The organism is Corynebacterium sp. KPL2895, from assembly GCF_040225815.1.
GTDB classification, from domain to species: domain Bacteria; phylum Actinomycetota; class Actinomycetes; order Mycobacteriales; family Mycobacteriaceae; genus Corynebacterium; species Corynebacterium rhinophilum.
On the sequence record NZ_JBEHFY010000004.1, the window covers coordinates 84,398 to 101,742 of the forward strand.

Sequence of the window (17,345 nt, forward strand, 5' to 3'; positions counted from 1 at the left end):
GGTGGTAATTTACGCGGAGTTTGCTTTACCGGGGTGAAAACCCTGCAGTGGGGGTATATCTAGGGATTGGGCGGGGGTATGACTACACTGAATCGGGCAGACCTAAGCCCCATACAGTAAGGCAAAAATTTCATGGCTCGTGTAGTTGTCAATGTCATGCCCAAGGCGGAAATTCTGGATCCGCAGGGCCAAGCTGTCGTCCGCGCATTGGGTCGCATCGGAGTATCCGGTGTCAGCGATGTGCGCCAAGGAAAGCGCTTCGAACTCGAGGTAGATGATTCCGTTACCGCAGAGGAACTGGATAAGGTAGCAGAAACGCTGCTGGCTAATACCGTCATCGAGGACTACGAGGTTACGCAGCTGGAGGTCAAGTAAGTGACCGCAAAAATCGGAGTAATCACCTTCCCCGGCACCCTGGATGATGTGGATGCCGCCCGCGCAGCCCGCACCGCCGGCGCCGAGGTCATTAACCTCTGGCACGCGGATGCTGATCTGCGCGGCGTGGACGCGGTAGTCGTGCCGGGCGGTTTTTCCTATGGTGACTATCTGCGCTCGGGTGCTATCTCGGCGCTCGCCCCCGTCATGCGCAGCGTTATCGACCGCGCTAAGGCAGGAATGCCGGTACTCGGCATTTGCAATGGTTTCCAAATCTTGACTGAAGCAGGCCTCTTGCCGGGCGCATTGACCCGGAATAAGGGCCTGCATTTTCATTGCACCGATACTTACCTGGAGGTGGAGCACTCCACCACGGCCTGGACCAGCGAGTTTGAAAAAGGCCAAAAGATTTTAGTGCCCGCCAAGCACGGCGAGGGCCGCTTCCAGGCAGGCGATGACGATATCGCCCGTATCGAGGGCGAAGGCCGCGTGGTCTTTCGCTATACCGATAATTACAACGGCTCCATCAATGGCATTGCTGGGGTAAGCGATGAGTCCGGCCGCATCGTGGGCCTCATGCCGCACCCAGAGCACGCCATTGACCCGCTGACCGGCCCATCCACCGACGGATTGGGACTATTCGTATCCGCCATCAAGGCCGTCGCGGAAGCGCCGGCGGTTTAAGGAGGCCACCTACATGACCGTTTCTAATGACACCGTAGACAAGGCGCAGTCTACCCCGGATGAAAAGCAGCCGTACGTTGAGCTTGGCCTAAAGGATGACGAATACCAGCGCATCCACGATATTCTGGGCCGGCGCCCCACCGACGCGGAGCTGACCATGTACTCCGTGATGTGGTCCGAGCACTGCTCCTATAAGTCTTCCAAGACGCACCTGCGCTACTTTGGTGAGACCATGACGGAGGAGATGGGGGAGAAGATCCTCGCCGGCATTGGTGAAAACGCCGGCGTGGTGGACATCGGCGATGGCAACGCGGTGACCTTCCGCGTGGAATCGCACAACCACCCCTCCTATGTGGAGCCCTACCAGGGCGCGGCGACCGGCGTGGGCGGCATCGTCCGCGACATCATGGCCATGGGGGCGCGCCCCATCGCCGTGATGGATCAGCTGCGCTTTGGGCCTGCCGATGCCCCCGATACCAAGCGCGTGCTACCCGGCGTCGTCTCTGGCGTGGGCGGCTACGGCAACTCCTTGGGCCTGCCCAATATTGGCGGCGAGACCGTCTTTGATGAAACCTATGCCGGTAACCCGCTGGTCAACGCCCTGTGTGTGGGTACGCTCAAGGTCGATGACCTGAAACTCGCCTTCGCCTCCGGCAAGGGTAATAAGGTCATGCTCTTTGGCTCCCGCACCGGCCTGGATGGCATCGGCGGCGTATCCGTGCTGGCCTCCGATACCTTTGAGGACGGCGCGGAGCGGAAGCTGCCGGCCGTGCAGGTGGGCGACCCCTTCGCGGAAAAGGTGCTCATCGAATGCTGCCTGGACCTCTACCACGCCGGCGTTGTGGTGGGCATCCAGGACTTGGGCGGCGCTGGCCTGGCCTGTGCCACCTCTGAGCTGGCAGCTTCCGGCGATGGCGGCATGGAGGTCAACCTCGATGCGGTACCGCTGCGCGCGGAAAACATGACCGCAGCGGAAATCCTTGCCTCCGAGTCCCAGGAGCGCATGTGCGCCGTCGTGGCGCCGGAAAACGTGGAGAAGTTCCGCGAAATCTGCGAGCACTGGGAGGTCACCTGCGCCGAAATCGGTGAGGTTACTGAAGGTGACCACTTGGTCATCCGCCACCAGGGTGAGGTCGTCGTCGATGCGCCGGCTGGCACCATCGCGGATGAAGCACCCGTCTACGAGCGCCCCTACGCCCGCCCCGAGTGGCAGGATGAGCTGCAGAAATACCAGGGCACGGACAAGCGCGGCCTGGTGGAATCCCTGCAGAAGCTCATTTCCTCGCCTTCGTTGTGCTCGCGCGATTTCATCATGAATCAGTATGACCGCTACGTGCGTGGCAATACCGTCCAGTCCCACCACGCGGACGCGGGTGTGCTGCGCATTGATGAGGAGACCGGCCGCGGTGTCGCCGTTTCCGCCGATGCTTCCGGCCGCTACACCAAGCTGGATCCGAACATGGGCGCGCGCCTGGCCTTGGCGGAGGCCTACCGCAACGTCGCGGTTACCGGCGCGAAGCCCGTTGCGATTACCAACTGCTTGAACTACGGTTCGCCGGAAAACCCGGACGTGATGTGGCAGTTCCGCGAATCCGTGCATGGGCTTGCCGATGCCGCCGTTGAACTCTCCATCCCCGTCTCCGGCGGCAACGTCTCCTTCTACAACCAGACCGGCTCCGAGCCCATCCTGCCCACCCCTGTCGTGGGCGTGCTCGGCGTTATCGACGATGTGCACCAAGCCATTGGCAATAACTTGGGCACCGTCAATGAGAAGGAAGTCCTCATCGCCTTGGGTGAGACCAAGGATGAGTTTGGCGGTTCCATTTGGCAGCTGGTGAGCGCCGAGGGCGCCGATAAGGACAACCTCAACGGCTTGCCGCCGCAGGTGGACATGGCCAATGAGAAGCGCCTCGCGGATTTCTTCGACGGCAACGATTTGCTCACCGCCGCGCACGATGTCTCCGAGGGCGGCCTGGCCGTTGCCGCCTTTGAGATGGCCAAGCGTGCCGGTGCGCCTGCCGATGCCGCCGGCCTCGGCCTCGACCTCGATCTCACCGCCTTGCACGAGGACGCCTTCACCGCGGCCTTCTCCGAGTCCGCTTCCCGCGCGCTCGTGGCCACCACCGCTGACCGCGCCGATAAGGTGCTCGCCCGTGCCGCTGAGCTTGGCATCCCAGCAGCCATCGTGGGTGAGACCACCGAAACTGGTGCGCTTACCTTGGGTGGCGAATCCGTGGCCATCTCTCAGTTGGTTGAGGCATGGTCTGCTACTTTGCCTGACCTCTTCGGTCACGCCGTGGGCGCTAACTCCGTTGTGGAGTAAGCCAGCCCCTGTCACCGCTTAGCTCAAGCCCGGCTTTGGCCGGGCTTGAGGAGCATTTAGACTATCTTCGATGGTCGGGGTCGCTGCCCAATGAGCATCGCCCTTTCTCTCTGTCTCGAATCGTAATTTTTATATTAGGAGTCCCATGAGCGCGCATTCCCGCCATCAAGCCTCCGCGCCCGCAACAACAGTGCTGCGGTGGTACCACCATGGTATTGGGCTGGTGTTTGGCCTCGTGGTTGCCGTAATTTCCGCCGGAAAACTGAATTACGGTGACTGGGGTGCGCTATGGATTGCTGGATTGCTCGTCCGCGATGGAAATCGGGAGCATTTATATAGAATCGATGAACGCGATTTCGCACTGCCACGTGGTGATGTGTGGTTAGACACCATCGCCCACTCTGATGTCACTGAATTCCCGCACCCTTATGTTCACGTCCCATTTCTCGCGGATGTGATGAGCTTGGTCGTGCGAGTCATGAGTTTTGATGTTTCCGTGATATTGCTCGCGATTGCTTCCGGTTGGGCGTTGGTGGTGCTGATAGTCTCCGCCTGGTTCTTGTGGTTTGAGGAAGAGATAGCGACCATTACCTTGCTTTTCGGAATCCTCTTGGGCTGGGCATCGATAGCTTTTCAATCATCGTTATTTCTTGGCCAGACGAGCCCGCTGATTTTTGCGGGCGTTGCATACGGCCTTGCTGCTGCTCGCGTGCACCCAGTACGCGCAGGAATTGCACTAGGACTTGTATCTGCAGTAAAGCTAACCCCCATTATCCTCGTGCTCATCTGTGTGGTCTTTCCGCGGGCGCGCAAAGCGGGATTGGTAGCACTCGGGACAGGAGCCGTTGCTGTGCTCTACTCAATCGTCGTTTCTGGCTGGGACGTGTTTACCTCTTGGTGGGATACCCTGCAGGACATCAAGGCGGCAATAATGGTCGCTCCTGTCAACGGGTCGATTGCTTCCCAACTGAGCACCAATCGGGTTGAAGATGACAGCATTCTTGTCACTATCGTTCATGATCCTTCACTGGCTGCCAGCCTTATTCCGCCTTTTGTAGCCCTGGCATTGATTGCGCTGGTTATTATTACCGCTTTGCGGTCACAGGAGCCGTGGCGCATTGCTGCCGTCGGCATCTTTACGGTTCTTACGGCTACCTCCAATATCTTGTGGGACCATTACGTCTTGTGCGCCGTATTGCCACTGCTGGGCGTTCTGGCCCGCGGGCAGAATCGCATCATTTATGTTGTGCCGGTCTTGGGTCTCTTCTCATTCCCACCGCTGGCCAAGGCAGATTCTGAAATGTGGTTGTCATGGTCCTCATTGATCGTCTTGGTGGGCTTTGTAATCGCACTATGTATCGCGGAGCTAAGCCGGAAGGACGCCTTGCCTCTGCGAGACCGCCGCCTTTCCTTCAAAAAGGCTAGTTAGTAGGGGGTTTCTCCACTAAAGCCGCCACCACGTCTTTCCGGAACCGAGGACTTGAAGATCGTTGCTCGGCCGCTATCCACCCAATGATTCTGGTACCCACTCAGTGATGATGTATGCCCACGGCCGGTCATATGGTGCTGAACGCGCTTGCCGATGCCGCCGACCTCGACCTCGATTTCGATCTCTCCGCCGTGCACGAGGGCGCCGCCATCGCGGCCATCGTGGGTGAGACCACCGAAACCGGCGCGCTTACTTTGGGCCGTGAATCCGTGGCCATCTCCCAGCTGGTTGAAGCATGGTTCTCCACCTTGCCTGAGCTCTTCGGCTACGCCGTCGTGGGCGCTAATTCTGTTGCGGAGTAAGCCAGCCTCTGGCATCGCCTAGCTCAAGCCCGGCTTCAGCCGGGCGTTTTGCTTTCAAGGCTGTGCAACGTAGGTACTCAATCCGTCTTTACTTGTATCCCTCAGGTTGATACAAGTAAAGAAGGAGGTTAAGGGTAGAGGGGTTCGGTGTCGAAATGAAAGCTGTAGAAATTCTGGCGCAGCTAGAATCCTTAGCAGCAAATCAGTGGGGCATTATCACTACGGCTCAGGCTCAACGCGAAGGTATTTCTCGCCTCCACATAAATCGCTTGGCAGGGAGCGAGATTCTAACGCGCGCACGCAGGGGCATCTACTTTCTTCCCTCAGTTCAGCTTGGTCCATTAACGGATGTCAGGGAAGCCTGGATATCCCTTGAACCAAACCTATTTGCGGTAGAACGTATAGACGCCGACAATAAGATCGTTGTGTCTCATGAGTCCGCAGCACTTATCCATAGCATTGGTGATTTGATTCCGAATACACAGACTTTCTCGGCTTCCTTGCGGAAACAAACCAGTCAGAATGATATCCACATTTATGACGATCGTGAGATGGGGGTCGGGGATATAGAAAGTATAGACGGATTGCCCGTAACATCAGTAGAAAAGACGGTGGAGGACCTGGCCTCCCAAATAATGGAATTCGATTATTTGGCGACTCTCGTCGTGGACTCCTTGCGAAAAGAAAGCGTTCGATTAAAGAGCTTGGCAAAGCGGCTTGACCCAGTGTCAGCAGCTTATGGATTCAATTCTGGTAACGATCTTTTGGCTGCGTGTTGGGAAGAAGCAGGGGCTGACGAAGATAATGAAGAGCTCCGAGATCGCTTCTTTATCAGCGCGGGCACTGGTGTGGAGACAAGGAGTTTTAGAGACTCTCGTTAGCCGCAGAGTGCAGTGAAACGTCATAGAAGAAAATACGCCCACTGGAGCTGCAATCTCCACCACGCATTCCCAGAAACTAGGACTACCGTTGCCGGTATGAAGATCGTTGCCCGGCTGTTATCCGTCCCGCTTGCGCTTGTCGCTTTCCTCGCGCTGTGGCTTGCGGTTGCACCGTTTACGCCGCATATCCCGTATTGGGGCGCGGGCGCACTTATCGGGCCTCAGTACGTAGGGCCGGTGATTATCTTTTCCCTTATTCTCTTGCTGCTTGCGGTGTTAGGAAGATTCGCCTCGCGCAGCTGCTATGTGCCGGGTGCATTCGCGGCGATCGCCCTCATCGCCGGGCTTGTGCTTTTCGGCACGCAGATTCACGCCGCGAAGGGGCAGGGAACCGATGTTGATATTCCCGCTGCCTTTAGCTGGGCCGGAGTGGAAAGCACCGACGAAGGCCCCGACCATACGGTGGCCTACGATTCCTTCCACGGCGACGATCTAGATTTGGATATCTACACGCCACAAGAAAGTGGGCCCCACCCGGTGATGCTGTATGTCCACGGCGGCGGCTGGGACCAGATGACTAAGCGCTCTCAGGCTTTCAATATGCGGCAGATGGCCCAGCGCGGTTACCTCGTATTATCTATTGACTACACGTTGTCTAGCTGGGAACAGCCCACGTGGAAGGTCGCGGCGGGGCAGGTGGGCTGCGCGATGAACTGGGTCAACGCCCATGCCGCGGATTATGGCGGCGACCCGGAGCGCTTCTTTACCTATGGTGAATCCGCCGGTGGGCAGTTGGTCCTGAACGCGACTGCCGATGCCGCCGCACACCCCACCCAGCTGCCTTCCACCGACTGTCCCGGCACGCCGGCCGTTCCTCGTGCCGTGTATGCGGATTCACCAGCCCTCGATGTCCGCCACATCTATGATTCTGACGATCCCTATGCCGCGCAGGGCTCCCGCGATACCGTGCAGAAATACCTGGGTGGAACGCCCGAGGAATATCCCGACCGCGCGGACTTCGTGACTTCAGCGACGCATCTGACCTCGGATATGCCGCCTATCATGATCGTACGCAGTGACCACGACCGCCTTGTTCCACCGGCTAGTTATGATGACTTTCGCCAGCGGGCGAAGGACAAAGGAGTAGAGCTTAGCGAGTATGTGCGTCCGCACGCCGATCATGCTTCCGCCCTTAGCGCGCACGAGGTGTGGAACCAGCATCTTCTCCAGGCGATGCCCGCGTTTTTCAGCGAGCACGACCCGAAGAAACAATGATTGGTTGGTAAACCTTGGTTTCGTGTTTAGGCCGCCTGAAGGGAAGAGTGCCCGTGGTTCAGAGTGCTGACCTTGATGGCTCCAAAAGCTGCCCAGGTGACGTGGAGGAGGAGCAGAATTAGCAGGGCGGCGCTGACGGTATTCATCCACCCCATACCCCACTCGAGCGCGGCGGGTTGCGTGGATAAGGTCTGTGTACCGAGGCAGCAGGTGCCCACGGGGAAGGTGCTGGCCCACCACGTGGGGTTATAGGACATTGGGGTGTTACCAAGGGTTGTTCCCCAATGCTTGATAATTGCATAGATCGATAGAGGGACACCGACGCTGAGCATCGCGACACCGTAGACCATGGCGCGGAAGTGCCATTGGTCGCCGGCGAGTAGCTGGGCTGCCGCGGTGGATTGGCCGACAAGACCCAGTGGGATCCAGGTGGTGGCAGCCAAGCTAGTGGGAACCGTGGGAAAGGTTCGCCGATAAACGAGGACGAACATGGGCAGTCCTGTGACCAAAGCCAGGAAAAGCAGAACACGCCAATACCGTGGACAATCCAACCCCACTCACCTGCATGCGGTGCCAGCTGCGCCGAGGAAGTTGCAGTAACCATGGGCGCTACTAGTGGCAGTCCCCAGGTAAACGCCGGAGAGTCGGGGCGTTCAAGGACAAGGAACTTTAGATACTTTATACAGGTAATTACGCTAAGAGCGCCTCCTATTGCCCAACACACTGTGTGGATCAGCCAGGCATCCAAGATGAGGGAGTAGGCACTACCCAAAGCCAGGATGCCCATGGAGACCATGCCCCACGCAGGCATGGCTTTGGCGTTAAACCCTGGCTTACGGTACTTAATGAAACTTATTGAGAGCGCTAGGGCGACAAGCGTTGCGACGCCGAGCATGATTTCTGCGGGAAGGTGGCCCAGGGTTGGGCTCAGGTGAGCATCGATGAGAGACGAGGAGATTCCGAGCCCCATTACTGCTCCGGCCCAGCCAGGACCCAGCGGAGGAAGTTCTATTTCATTGCGAACCTTTAACATATTTTTCAGGTTAGGCACTGCTTGATGTGCGCGGGAGAGCGCATAATCCGAACGGGGTTACAATAAATGAATGTACCCCTCACGAGAAGATGGTAACGATGGATTCTCTCCCGTTCGACGCAGCTACGTTCCCGATGCTTTCACAGTTGATGCCGTCCTTGCTGTAGCTCGATATGGGGGTATGAACCAGGCTGCGAAACATCTGAATGTCTCCCAACAAACGGTTAGTACGCGCATCGCCAAGTTTGAAAAACGCCTCAATAATCGCATTTTTTGGCGCGGAGCCGCGGGTAGTTCCGTCACAGAAGTGGGCAGCCAAGTCGTCCGTGTACTCGAGGGACTAGAAGGCGCCCTGAACGAATGCGCGCGTGGCCTCGAAACAGCCGTTGGGGTTGGGGTCACCGAAGACATTAACTTGGTGGTTTCTCATACTGTGGCCGAAGTGGACTACCCCCGCTGGGCCGCGGCCTACCAACGCGCTCACCCACATGCTTATCTGCACATGCGCCAGCTCAACAGCCGAGAGGCGCAGCGCCACGTGGTTGAAGGCCAGGCAGAACTAGCGATTATTGAGGGCCACTGGGTGGCCCACGAACTGCACGAGCGTGTGGTCGGACACGATGAACTCGTGGTTGTTGTCCCCGCAGAACATCGTTGGGCGAAGCCACACAATCACAATCAGCCAGCGAGCCCCTCAGCGTCTGCATCGGAAACGAGGGTAGCTCCGGTGACGAAGGAGGAGCTGCAATCCACGCCCTTGGTGCTGCGTGAACAGGGAAGCGGCACACGAGAAGTGGTGGCGGATATTCTGGGAACGCTCGCCCCGCCGGCAGGGGAGTTCGGGTCTCTGGGAGCTCAACGTACTGCGATAGGAGCTCTGGGTGCGCCGGGGATTATCGCACGGCGAGCGGTGGAGCCACAGCTGGCCACAGGTGAATACGTAGAGGTTCCGGTGGTGGGAATCAGCTTTGACCGGCCGCTACGGGTGGTGTGGAGTGCGCAGAATCGTCTTTCTGATCCGGCTCAATATTTTTTGCGCTTCCTTGTGGACTATGCGGACGGGCGCAAGGACTAAAACGCGTAAAGACTCAAGATATATCCAACCCTGGGCAATCATTTCCCTATGTAAACGGGGCTGACCACTTGAGTAAGCCATTTCATCGGGCTACAGCTAGCGAAATGCAGCAATAACGAAGGAAACCTGAAGCACCCTCAGGCATAATGTTTCTATGTCAAAGTTCTCTGAGGTCCTGGAACAGCTGCGCGAAAACCAACCAAAGGCGAAGTATGGCATCGCCTTTGAAAAGTTGATGGTCAACTATTTTCAGACTGATCCCACTCTCAAAGCACAGTTTGATGAGGTCAGCCGGTGGATTGACTGGCGCTATAACGGCGGCAAGGCCGATACCGGAATTGACTTGGTGGCCCGCCGCCGCGATGACGGGACGTGGACCGCTATCCAGTGCAAGTTCTATGCGTCCACCGCGCGCATCCAGAAATCGCACTTGGATTCCTTCTTTGAGGCCTCGGGGCATTCCTTTGAAACGGAACATGGCCGCGAGCACTTCGGTAGCCGGATGATCATTTCCACCACGGATCACTGGTCCTCGCACGCCGAGGAAGCATTGGCCAACCAGATTATCCCCACCAGCCGCATTGGTATTTCTGCCATCGCAGAATCGCCCATTAACTGGGACGTCGCCTTTCCAGGCTCCGAGGTGCAGGATAAAAACATTCAAATCAACCTCTCGCAGCGCAAGACCTTCGAGCCGCGCCCGCACCAGCAAACGGCTATCGACAGGGCCATCGAGGGATTTCAGACGCATGACCGCGGCAAGCTCATCATGGCTTGCGGTACCGGCAAGACGTTTACTGCGCTGCGCCTCGCAGAGCGCGTGGCCGAAGATAGGGGAGGCAAGGCGCGCATCCTGTTCCTGGTTCCTTCTATCTCGCTGCTTTCGCAGACGTTGAAGGAATGGACGGCGCAAGGGCGCCTCGATATGCGCGCCTTCGCGGTGTGCTCGGATTCGAAGGTATCCAAGAAAGCTGAGGATATCGCGGTCTATGACTTGGAAGTTCCCGTCTCTACTGAGGGCGCGGATATTGCGCGGCGTTTTGAGTCTGGAAAACGCGCCAAGGGGCTCAACATCGTCTTTTCCACTTATCAATCCTTGGCGGCAGTGCACGAGGCACAGCAGCAGGGCCTAGATGACTTTGACCTGGTTATTTGCGATGAGGCCCACCGCACCACCGGCATCACCCTGGCCGGCGAGGATTCCAGTAACTTCGTGCGCGTGCACGACGCGGACTACATCAAGGCCTCTAAGCGTTTGTACATGACTGCAACGCCGCGGCTTTTCGATGACGCCGTGAAAGGCAAGGCCGCAGAGCACTCTGCCGAGCTGACCTCTATGGACGATGAGGGCATCTATGGCCCCGAGTTCTACCGGCTGGGCTTTGGCGAGGCCGTGGACAAGGGCCTGCTGACGGATTACAAAGTCTTGGTCATGACCGTCGATGAATCCGTGGCTGCCAACGCTATGGCCCATAGCGAAGACAATCAGATCAACCTCTCGCTTGCCTCCGCGATGATCGGCGCGTGGAATGGCTTGGCCAAACGTTCTGGTGAGCTGCAAGGAAAGAAGGGTGGATTCGATGAAAACGCCAACCCCATGCAGCGCGCGGTGGCCTTTGCCAAGGATATTAAGACCTCTACCCAGATTGCGGAGAGCTTTCCTTCCCTGATTAGGACTCACCAGGAGCTGCTGAAGGATAAGGCGGTGCTTAATGATGTCTCCTTGACCAATGTTGATCTTCAAGTCGCTGCCCAGCACGTCGATGGCGGCATGAACGCCATGGAGCGCGGCACCAAACTGTCCTGGATTGAATCGCCCGCGGCCGAAAATGAAGCCCGGATACTGACTAACGCGCGGTGCCTTTCGGAAGGCGTGGATGTGCCTGCCCTGGACTCGGTGATCTTTTTCAACCCGCGCAATTCCATGGTGGATGTGGTCCAGTCCGTGGGCCGTGTAATGCGTAAATCTGCGGGCAAGGATTACGGCTACATCATCTTGCCGGTCGCCGTCGCGCAAGATGTCTCGCCCTCGGAGGCGCTCAATGATAACCAGCGCTTCAAGGTGGTCTGGCAGATCCTTAACGCGCTGCGTGCACACGATGATCGCTTTAACGCCAAGATCAATTCCATCGCGCTCAACGGAGCCAACGCACAAGAAGAACTACCCATTGATGTCAACCATGTCCCTGGGGACAAGGAGAAAAGCGATAATGAAAAGCTGAAGGATGTAGAACGCACCAAGTCTCCTGAGGCCTTTGAGGATGATTCTTCCGCGATGACCCAGAAGATTGCCTTGTTCTCTTTGGAGCAATGGCAAGAGGCAATCTACACCAAGCTGGTGGATAAGGTCGGCACCCGCACCTATTGGGAGGACTGGGCCGATGATGTTGCCACTATTGCAGAAAACCAAATCACCCGCATTACCACGCTGGTAGAAAACGCTGATGAGGACCTGCGCTAAGAATTCGATGAGTTTGTTGAGGGCCTGCGCAATAACTTGAATGATGGCATTTCGGCTGATGATGCCATCTCTATGCTCTCGCAACACCTGATTACTGCACCGGTGTTCAATGCCCTCTTTGAAAACCATGATTTCATTACCCACAACCCGGTAGCCCAGGTCATGGAGAAGATGGTGGCAGCTCTATCCAAGGCCAACCTAGACACGGAGACTGAATCGCTGGAGAAGTTCTACGAATCCGTGCGCATTCGCGCGTCTGAGGTGACCTCCGCTTCCGGTAAGCAGCAAGTGATTAAGGAACTCTACGAGCGCTTCTTCCGCAAGGCCTTCAAGAAGCAGGCCGAGGCCCTCGGCATTGTCTATACCCCAGTAGAGATTGTGGACTTCATACTGCGTGCGTCTGATGAGGTTTCCCGCAAGCACTTTGGCAAGGGGCTTAGCGATGAAGGCGTGAGCATCCTCGATCCCTTCGCCGGTACCTCGACATTCATGGTGCGCTTGCTGCAATCTGGCCTCATCAAGCCGGAAGACCTGGCGCGCAAATATGCCAATGAACTATTCGCCACCGAGATCATGTTGCTGGCGTACTACGTCTCTGCCGTTAATATTGAGACCACCTACAACGCCCTGCGTGAGGAGACCGCGCAGCGCAACGACGAGCCGGCTCCGGAATATGTACCGTTCACGAATATCGCGCTTGCCGATACCTTCCAGGTCCACGAAGAAGGCGATGTTCCAGACCTCAACATCTTCCGCGAAAACAACGCCACTATCGAGCGCCAGAAGAACGCGCCGATCAACGTCGTGATTGGCAATCCGCCGTATTCTGCGGGACAAAAATCGGCGAATGATCTCAACGCCAACCAGAAGTACCCGAGCCTGGATAAACGCATTGCGGATACCTACGCGGCTAAGTCCACGGCTACCAATAAGAATTCCTTGTACGATTCCTACCTGCGCGCTTTCCGATGGGCCACCGACCGCATCGGTGACCAGGGAATCGTGGCATTTGTATCAAACGGCGGCTGGATTGACGGTAATACCGGCGACGGCGTGCGATTGTCGATGGCTGAGGACTTCACCGATCTTTATTTATTTAACTTGCGCGGAAATGCTCGCACAGCAGGTGAACAGCGCCGTAAAGAGTCCGGAAACGTCTTCCGGGATGGTGGTCGCACAACCATTGCAGTCATGGTTGGTATCAAGGATTCAACAAAGTCCGGTTTTCAGCTGTACTACCGAGATATCGGCGACTACCTCTCTGCTGAAGAAAAGCTCGAGATCGTAGATTCCTCCGCGATTGAAACCATTGAATGGCGACCCATTGAGCCTAATAAACAGGGTGATTGGCTAAACCAACGATCCGAGGAGTTTGAAAAATGGCCCGTAGTTGGTGAGAAAAAGGGAAAATCAACGCGTATTTTTTCGACATTTTCCGCTGGATTGCAGACGAACCGGGATGTTTGGGTCTATTCGTTTAATAAAGATCAGATTGAGCGTCAGGTAGAAACTTTAGGGAGGGCATACGAGCGAACCCGTGAAGCATTCCATAGTCAGAATAATCATACGAGAGGAAAAGGCGAAGCACAGGTATCGGATTACTTAAAACGTAAACCTGAATTTGCTGATTCTAAGGAGATTAAATGGAGTCGGTCATTAAGAAATTCTGCCTACCAAAATAAAGAATTCGATTTCGATATTTCCAGGGTTGTTACTGGGCTGTATCGACCTTTCTGCTCTCAGTTTGTTTATTTTGATGTCCTTCTAAACCATGAGCGTTATCAACTGCCGTCGATCTTCCCAACACCTTTGCATCAAAATATTGGTTTCTATCTTCCGGCAGCTAGTAGTGCATCTCGCGACTTCAATGCACTTGCTACTGACTTACTTCCTGATTTATGCCTTAGCGGATCAGGATCGGGCCAGTTCTTTCCTCGTTTTACCTGGACTTCGGTAGATACTGAAGATGGAAGTCTCTTCGGTGAAGGAAACGTCGTTAAGCGAGATGAAGCCAGTGTCTACGGGCAGATTGGCGAGGTCATTGACGGGTATGTGCGAGTTGACAACATCACCGATGAAATTAAGCAGATTTACCGAGATGCTCTGGGCAGTGATGTATCTGGTGATGACATCTTCCACTTTGTCTATGGCAAGCTCCATGACCCTAACTACCGCACTCAGTATGCAGTGGATTTGAAGAAGGTGTTGCCTCATATTGAAACACCGTCTTCGCGTGCGGAGTTCGATAACTTTGCTGCGGCCGGCAAAGAACTGATGGCGCTGCACGTAGATTATGAGTCCGTGGAACCGTGGCCGCTGGATATTCAGGTCAAGGGCGATGAGACTGACCGGGAGACTTGGCGTGTGGACAAGATGAAGTGGGCCAAGCGCAAGGATCCGGAAACGGGCAAGAACGTCAATGATATGACGAAGCTGATCTACAACGAGCAGGTGACCATTTCCGGTATTCCGGCGGAAGCGGACCAGTACATGCTCGGCTCGCGCTCGGCGTTGGCATGGTTGATTGACCGGTACCGGGATAAAACGGATGATGCTTCCGGAATCCAGAATGACCCGAATGATTGGGCCGATGAAGTAGGCAACCCGTGCTATATCGTCGATTTAATTGGCAAGGTTACTCGTGTGGCAATGGAAACCGTGCGAATCGTAGACGGGCTGGATTCTGGCGAAAAGGATTAGATTCTCCTTTTCCTTGAAGCTCTTTACTCCCCTCAGTAGACTTACGGTAACGTAACTTAGCTCTGGTGGGAGAAAGAAGTATCGCTGTGGCTCAGATACATGTTGAAGGAACTCAAGAGGCGGGGGAGCATCCCTTGAAAGAAGGTTTGGTGCAGCGCACCTATTGGATGGCGGATCGTGGCGAGCGGCCGCTGACCCGTGGATGGGGTCATGCGTTGGCGGCGTTGCTATCGGTGATCGCCTCCACCGTTCTCATCACATATGCGTGGATGACACTGCACTGGTGGCAGGGTCTGGGCGTTACCGTTTATGGCCTAGGCTTGGTGGGGCTTTTTGGCGTCTCGGCGCTCTACCACCGCTACCCGTGGGCTAGCCCCCGGGCGGTGCGGTGGTGGCGGCGGGCGGACCATGCCACGATTGCGGTGTTCATTGCCGCTACGTACACCCCGTTGTGTTTGATTGCGTTATCCCCAGCGCAGGCCGCGTGGATGCTGGCCATTGCGTGGGCGGGCGCTATCTTGGGCGTGATTTTGAACTTGGTGTGGATTGAGCATCCGCGGTGGCTCGACGTCGTGGTGTACCTAGCGCTGGGCTGGTTGGTGCTGCCGCTACTACCCACGCTGTGGAGTGATGCCGGTGCAGCGGTGGTTTGGCTATTGCTGGCCGGCGGCGTGGTTTACTCCGTAGGTGCGCTGGTCTATGGCTTTAAGTGGCCCGGACGTAATGCGCGCTACTACGGCTATCACGAGCACTTCCACACCGCGACCATCGCGGCGGCAGTGGTGCACCTCGTGGCGGTATGGCAAGTGGTCGTTGGCGCTGCCTAGACCGCAATTGCCGTGTTATTGAACAGGGCGGCATGAGCCAGGATGATCAATTCTTGCCGCAAACCCGTCTGGTTAACGGTCAGCGAGAATCCGGAAAGTCTCCCACCAGTTTTGTTCGATTTCCTTGGCCAGTGGTGAGGATAAGATTTCATCCACGTCTCCGTCGAGGTCAACATTAGGCAAAAGAACTTCTGCTGGTTGTAGCGGAGGTCGTGGGGTGGGCTCGCTGGAGATCATCGCCTGGGAGAACTCTTGGAGGAGCTCATTCCAGGCAAGGCCGTGGCTCAAATCAGAAAGCCGGGTCGATTCAACTCCGCCGTAGAACGCAATGATGCTATCTACTACTTCACGTTCGTATGTGCTGAGATTGTCGGACTGACCACCGGGAACATAGGGTACTGGCCAGGGGTTTTCATCCCCCGCTACCTGCCAGGTTTGAATGTGCAGCTCACGGGAAACAGGGCCGTGCCGCCACGCTTGAAACTCCGCTTGGAATAATGGTCGGCCCGTCCACGCCAGATGCCAGCCTTGGGAGAAGTAGCACAGCTTGTACAGCTTGAGCTTGTCCACGTTGGGAATGCGCTCAGTTATGTATTGCCCAACGTCAAAAATTTCAGCCATGCTTTCCTCCTTTCAGCGTCGCGCTAAAGTATACGGCCTCATTTTGCAGTTGGAAAGAGCTTCTGTGCATCCGTTCCCGTGGCAACTGCGGCTGCGAGCAGCATGCGGGCCTGGGGTGCGCGGAGGTTACCGGAAGGGATGACGCCGGCATCGGCAAGCGTGGCACCGCCACCGGTGCCGCCGTAGATACCCTCGACGGGTCCGTGATCCACGCGGGTAGTAAGCACGACGGGAACGGACTTGGCGGCTTCCATGGCGGCGGTAGCCAGATCGGGGCCGATATTTCCTGAACCCATGCCCTCTATGACGATGGCCTGCGCGCCCTTGGCCAAGGATTGCTCAATGAGATCCGCTGGGGCGCCGGGGTAGGCGGCGATGATGTCCACGCGGACATCGCCAAGCGGAGCGTACTTCAGCGGCTCGGGGCGTTCTGGGAATTTCTCCTGGCTATTGGTAGCAAAGCCATCGGCCTTTTCCGTATCAGATTTGAACGCGCCGCGGGCGGGGATAACCTTGCCGCCAAAGGCGATGAATGCGCCGTGGCCGGCATAGTCCGGGTTGGTGACGGTCTCTACCGTGGTAGCGAGGTTTTCCAGGCCGTCTGGATCATCGTCATCGAACGGGCGCATCGCACCGGTGAGTACGACGGGCTTATCGCTGTCGTGGAAAGTATCGAGCGCAATAGCGGTTTCTTCCATGGAATCGGTCCCGTGGGTGACGATTACGCCATCGACGTCATCGCGTTCTAGCTGCTCTTGTACAGCAGTGATGACTTTATCGGTATCGGCCAAAGTCATCGCAGAAGAATCCAGGTTGGCAATGTCTTTGACCTCGAGCTCCAGCTTGTCTTTGTCGAACTCGGAGTACAGCGGGTCTACCAAATCAGAGCCCTTTACGGTGGGCACCACCGCGCCTTTGTCATCGTGGGTGCTTGCGATGGTGCCGCCGGTAGAAAGCACCACCACATGTCCTTCGATTTCGGAGCGCTGTTTTGCGTGGGTACCGCTCGACTTGGCGGAAGTGGTGGAAGAGCTAGTGGCGGAGCTGCTGGCGCTACTGGAGCTGGTAGCGGAACTAGAACTCGATGCCGTGGAAGATGCTTCTGAGGTCTTTTCTGCGGAGGTAGAAGAAGAGGTGGTCGTCGGCGTAGCCGAAGCCTCATCTTTATCCTCCTGGTTGGCCGGGTTCTGGCAGGAGGCCAGCAGCACTGCGGAGGCAATTAATGCGGCGGAGTACTGCACCCTGCGGCGCAGGCGTGGGTTAGACATATCAACTCATTTCTCTAGCGTGGTCTCAGTA

At 56.6% G+C, this 17,345-nt stretch carries 12 protein-coding genes and 2 pseudogenes; 10 read left to right on the top strand and 4 right to left on the bottom strand.

Going from position 1 to position 17,345, the window contains the following annotated elements; all coding sequences use genetic code 11:
• Nucleotides 1-132: 132 nt before the first annotated feature.
• The 7 genes from purS (at nucleotide 133) to ABRP95_RS02860 (ending at nucleotide 7,329) form a co-directional block, all read left to right on the top strand.
• Entirely contained in the window at nucleotides 133-375 is a 243-nt protein-coding gene (gene purS, locus ABRP95_RS02830; RefSeq protein ID WP_005279580.1) for a phosphoribosylformylglycinamidine synthase subunit PurS, read from the top strand.
• Nucleotides 376-1,059, top strand: coding sequence for a phosphoribosylformylglycinamidine synthase subunit PurQ (purQ, locus tag ABRP95_RS02835; protein ID WP_023029203.1), 684 nt, complete (start codon nucleotides 376-378; stop codon nucleotides 1,057-1,059). It abuts the gene before it with no gap.
• A gap of 13 nt (nucleotides 1,060-1,072) precedes the next feature.
• Nucleotides 1,073-3,382, top strand: a complete 2,310-nt coding sequence (gene purL, locus ABRP95_RS02840; protein WP_349838924.1) for a phosphoribosylformylglycinamidine synthase subunit PurL — start codon at nucleotides 1,073-1,075, stop codon at nucleotides 3,380-3,382.
• 223 nt (nucleotides 3,383-3,605) lie between these two features.
• Nucleotides 3,606-4,811 carry a glycosyltransferase family 87 protein gene (locus ABRP95_RS02845; protein ID WP_349838925.1) on the top strand — a complete coding sequence of 402 codons (1,206 nt, stop codon included), beginning with the start codon at nucleotides 3,606-3,608 and terminating at the stop codon, nucleotides 4,809-4,811.
• A 113-nt stretch (nucleotides 4,812-4,924) separates the two neighbouring features.
• Nucleotides 4,925-5,173, top strand: coding sequence for a hypothetical protein (locus ABRP95_RS02850; protein ID WP_239268362.1), 249 nt, complete (start codon nucleotides 4,925-4,927; stop codon nucleotides 5,171-5,173).
• Between the two features lie 155 nt (nucleotides 5,174-5,328).
• Entirely contained in the window at nucleotides 5,329-6,054 is a 726-nt protein-coding gene (locus ABRP95_RS02855) for a type IV toxin-antitoxin system AbiEi family antitoxin domain-containing protein (protein ID WP_349838926.1), read from the top strand.
• 96 nt (nucleotides 6,055-6,150) lie between these two features.
• Nucleotides 6,151-7,329, top strand: a complete 1,179-nt coding sequence (locus tag ABRP95_RS02860) for an alpha/beta hydrolase fold domain-containing protein (protein WP_349838927.1) — start codon at nucleotides 6,151-6,153, stop codon at nucleotides 7,327-7,329.
• Nucleotides 7,330-7,355: 26 nt separating this feature from the next.
• Here ABRP95_RS02860 and ABRP95_RS02865 read toward each other — a convergent pair whose 3' ends face one another.
• Both ABRP95_RS02865 and ABRP95_RS02870 read right to left on the bottom strand, forming a co-directional pair.
• Nucleotides 7,356-7,820, bottom strand: coding sequence for an SLAC1 family transporter (locus tag ABRP95_RS02865; protein ID WP_349838928.1), 465 nt, complete (start codon nucleotides 7,818-7,820; stop codon nucleotides 7,356-7,358).
• Nucleotides 7,821-7,897: 77 nt separating this feature from the next.
• Nucleotides 7,898-8,362: pseudogene (locus ABRP95_RS02870) on the bottom strand (SLAC1 family transporter); the annotation flags it as partial.
• Nucleotides 8,363-8,543: 181 nt separating this feature from the next.
• On the opposite strand from ABRP95_RS02870, the gene ABRP95_RS02875 reads away from it, so the two are divergent.
• The 3 genes and pseudogenes from ABRP95_RS02875 (at nucleotide 8,544) to trhA (ending at nucleotide 15,425) form a co-directional block, all read left to right on the top strand.
• Nucleotides 8,544-9,437 carry a LysR family transcriptional regulator gene (locus ABRP95_RS02875; protein ID WP_485874862.1) on the top strand — a complete coding sequence of 298 codons (894 nt, stop codon included), beginning with the start codon at nucleotides 8,544-8,546 and terminating at the stop codon, nucleotides 9,435-9,437.
• A 154-nt stretch (nucleotides 9,438-9,591) separates the two neighbouring features.
• Nucleotides 9,592-14,598, top strand: a pseudogene (locus ABRP95_RS02880) (DEAD/DEAH box helicase).
• Nucleotides 14,599-14,765: 167 nt separating this feature from the next.
• Nucleotides 14,766-15,425, top strand: coding sequence for a PAQR family membrane homeostasis protein TrhA (gene trhA / locus ABRP95_RS02885; RefSeq protein ID WP_232215157.1), 660 nt, complete (start codon nucleotides 14,766-14,768; stop codon nucleotides 15,423-15,425).
• Between the two features lie 72 nt (nucleotides 15,426-15,497).
• On the opposite strand, the gene ABRP95_RS02890 is transcribed toward trhA, so the two are convergent.
• Together ABRP95_RS02890 and ABRP95_RS02895 are read right to left on the bottom strand one after the other, a co-directional pair.
• Complete coding sequence (locus ABRP95_RS02890; protein ID WP_349838930.1) at nucleotides 15,498-16,046, bottom strand: Panacea domain-containing protein; 549 nt, start codon at nucleotides 16,044-16,046, stop codon at nucleotides 15,498-15,500.
• Nucleotides 16,047-16,084: 38 nt separating this feature from the next.
• A complete protein-coding gene (locus ABRP95_RS02895) occupies nucleotides 16,085-17,314 on the bottom strand; it encodes an asparaginase (protein ID WP_349838931.1) in 1,230 nt (409 codons plus the stop codon).
• Between the last annotated feature and the right edge of the window lie 31 nt (nucleotides 17,315-17,345).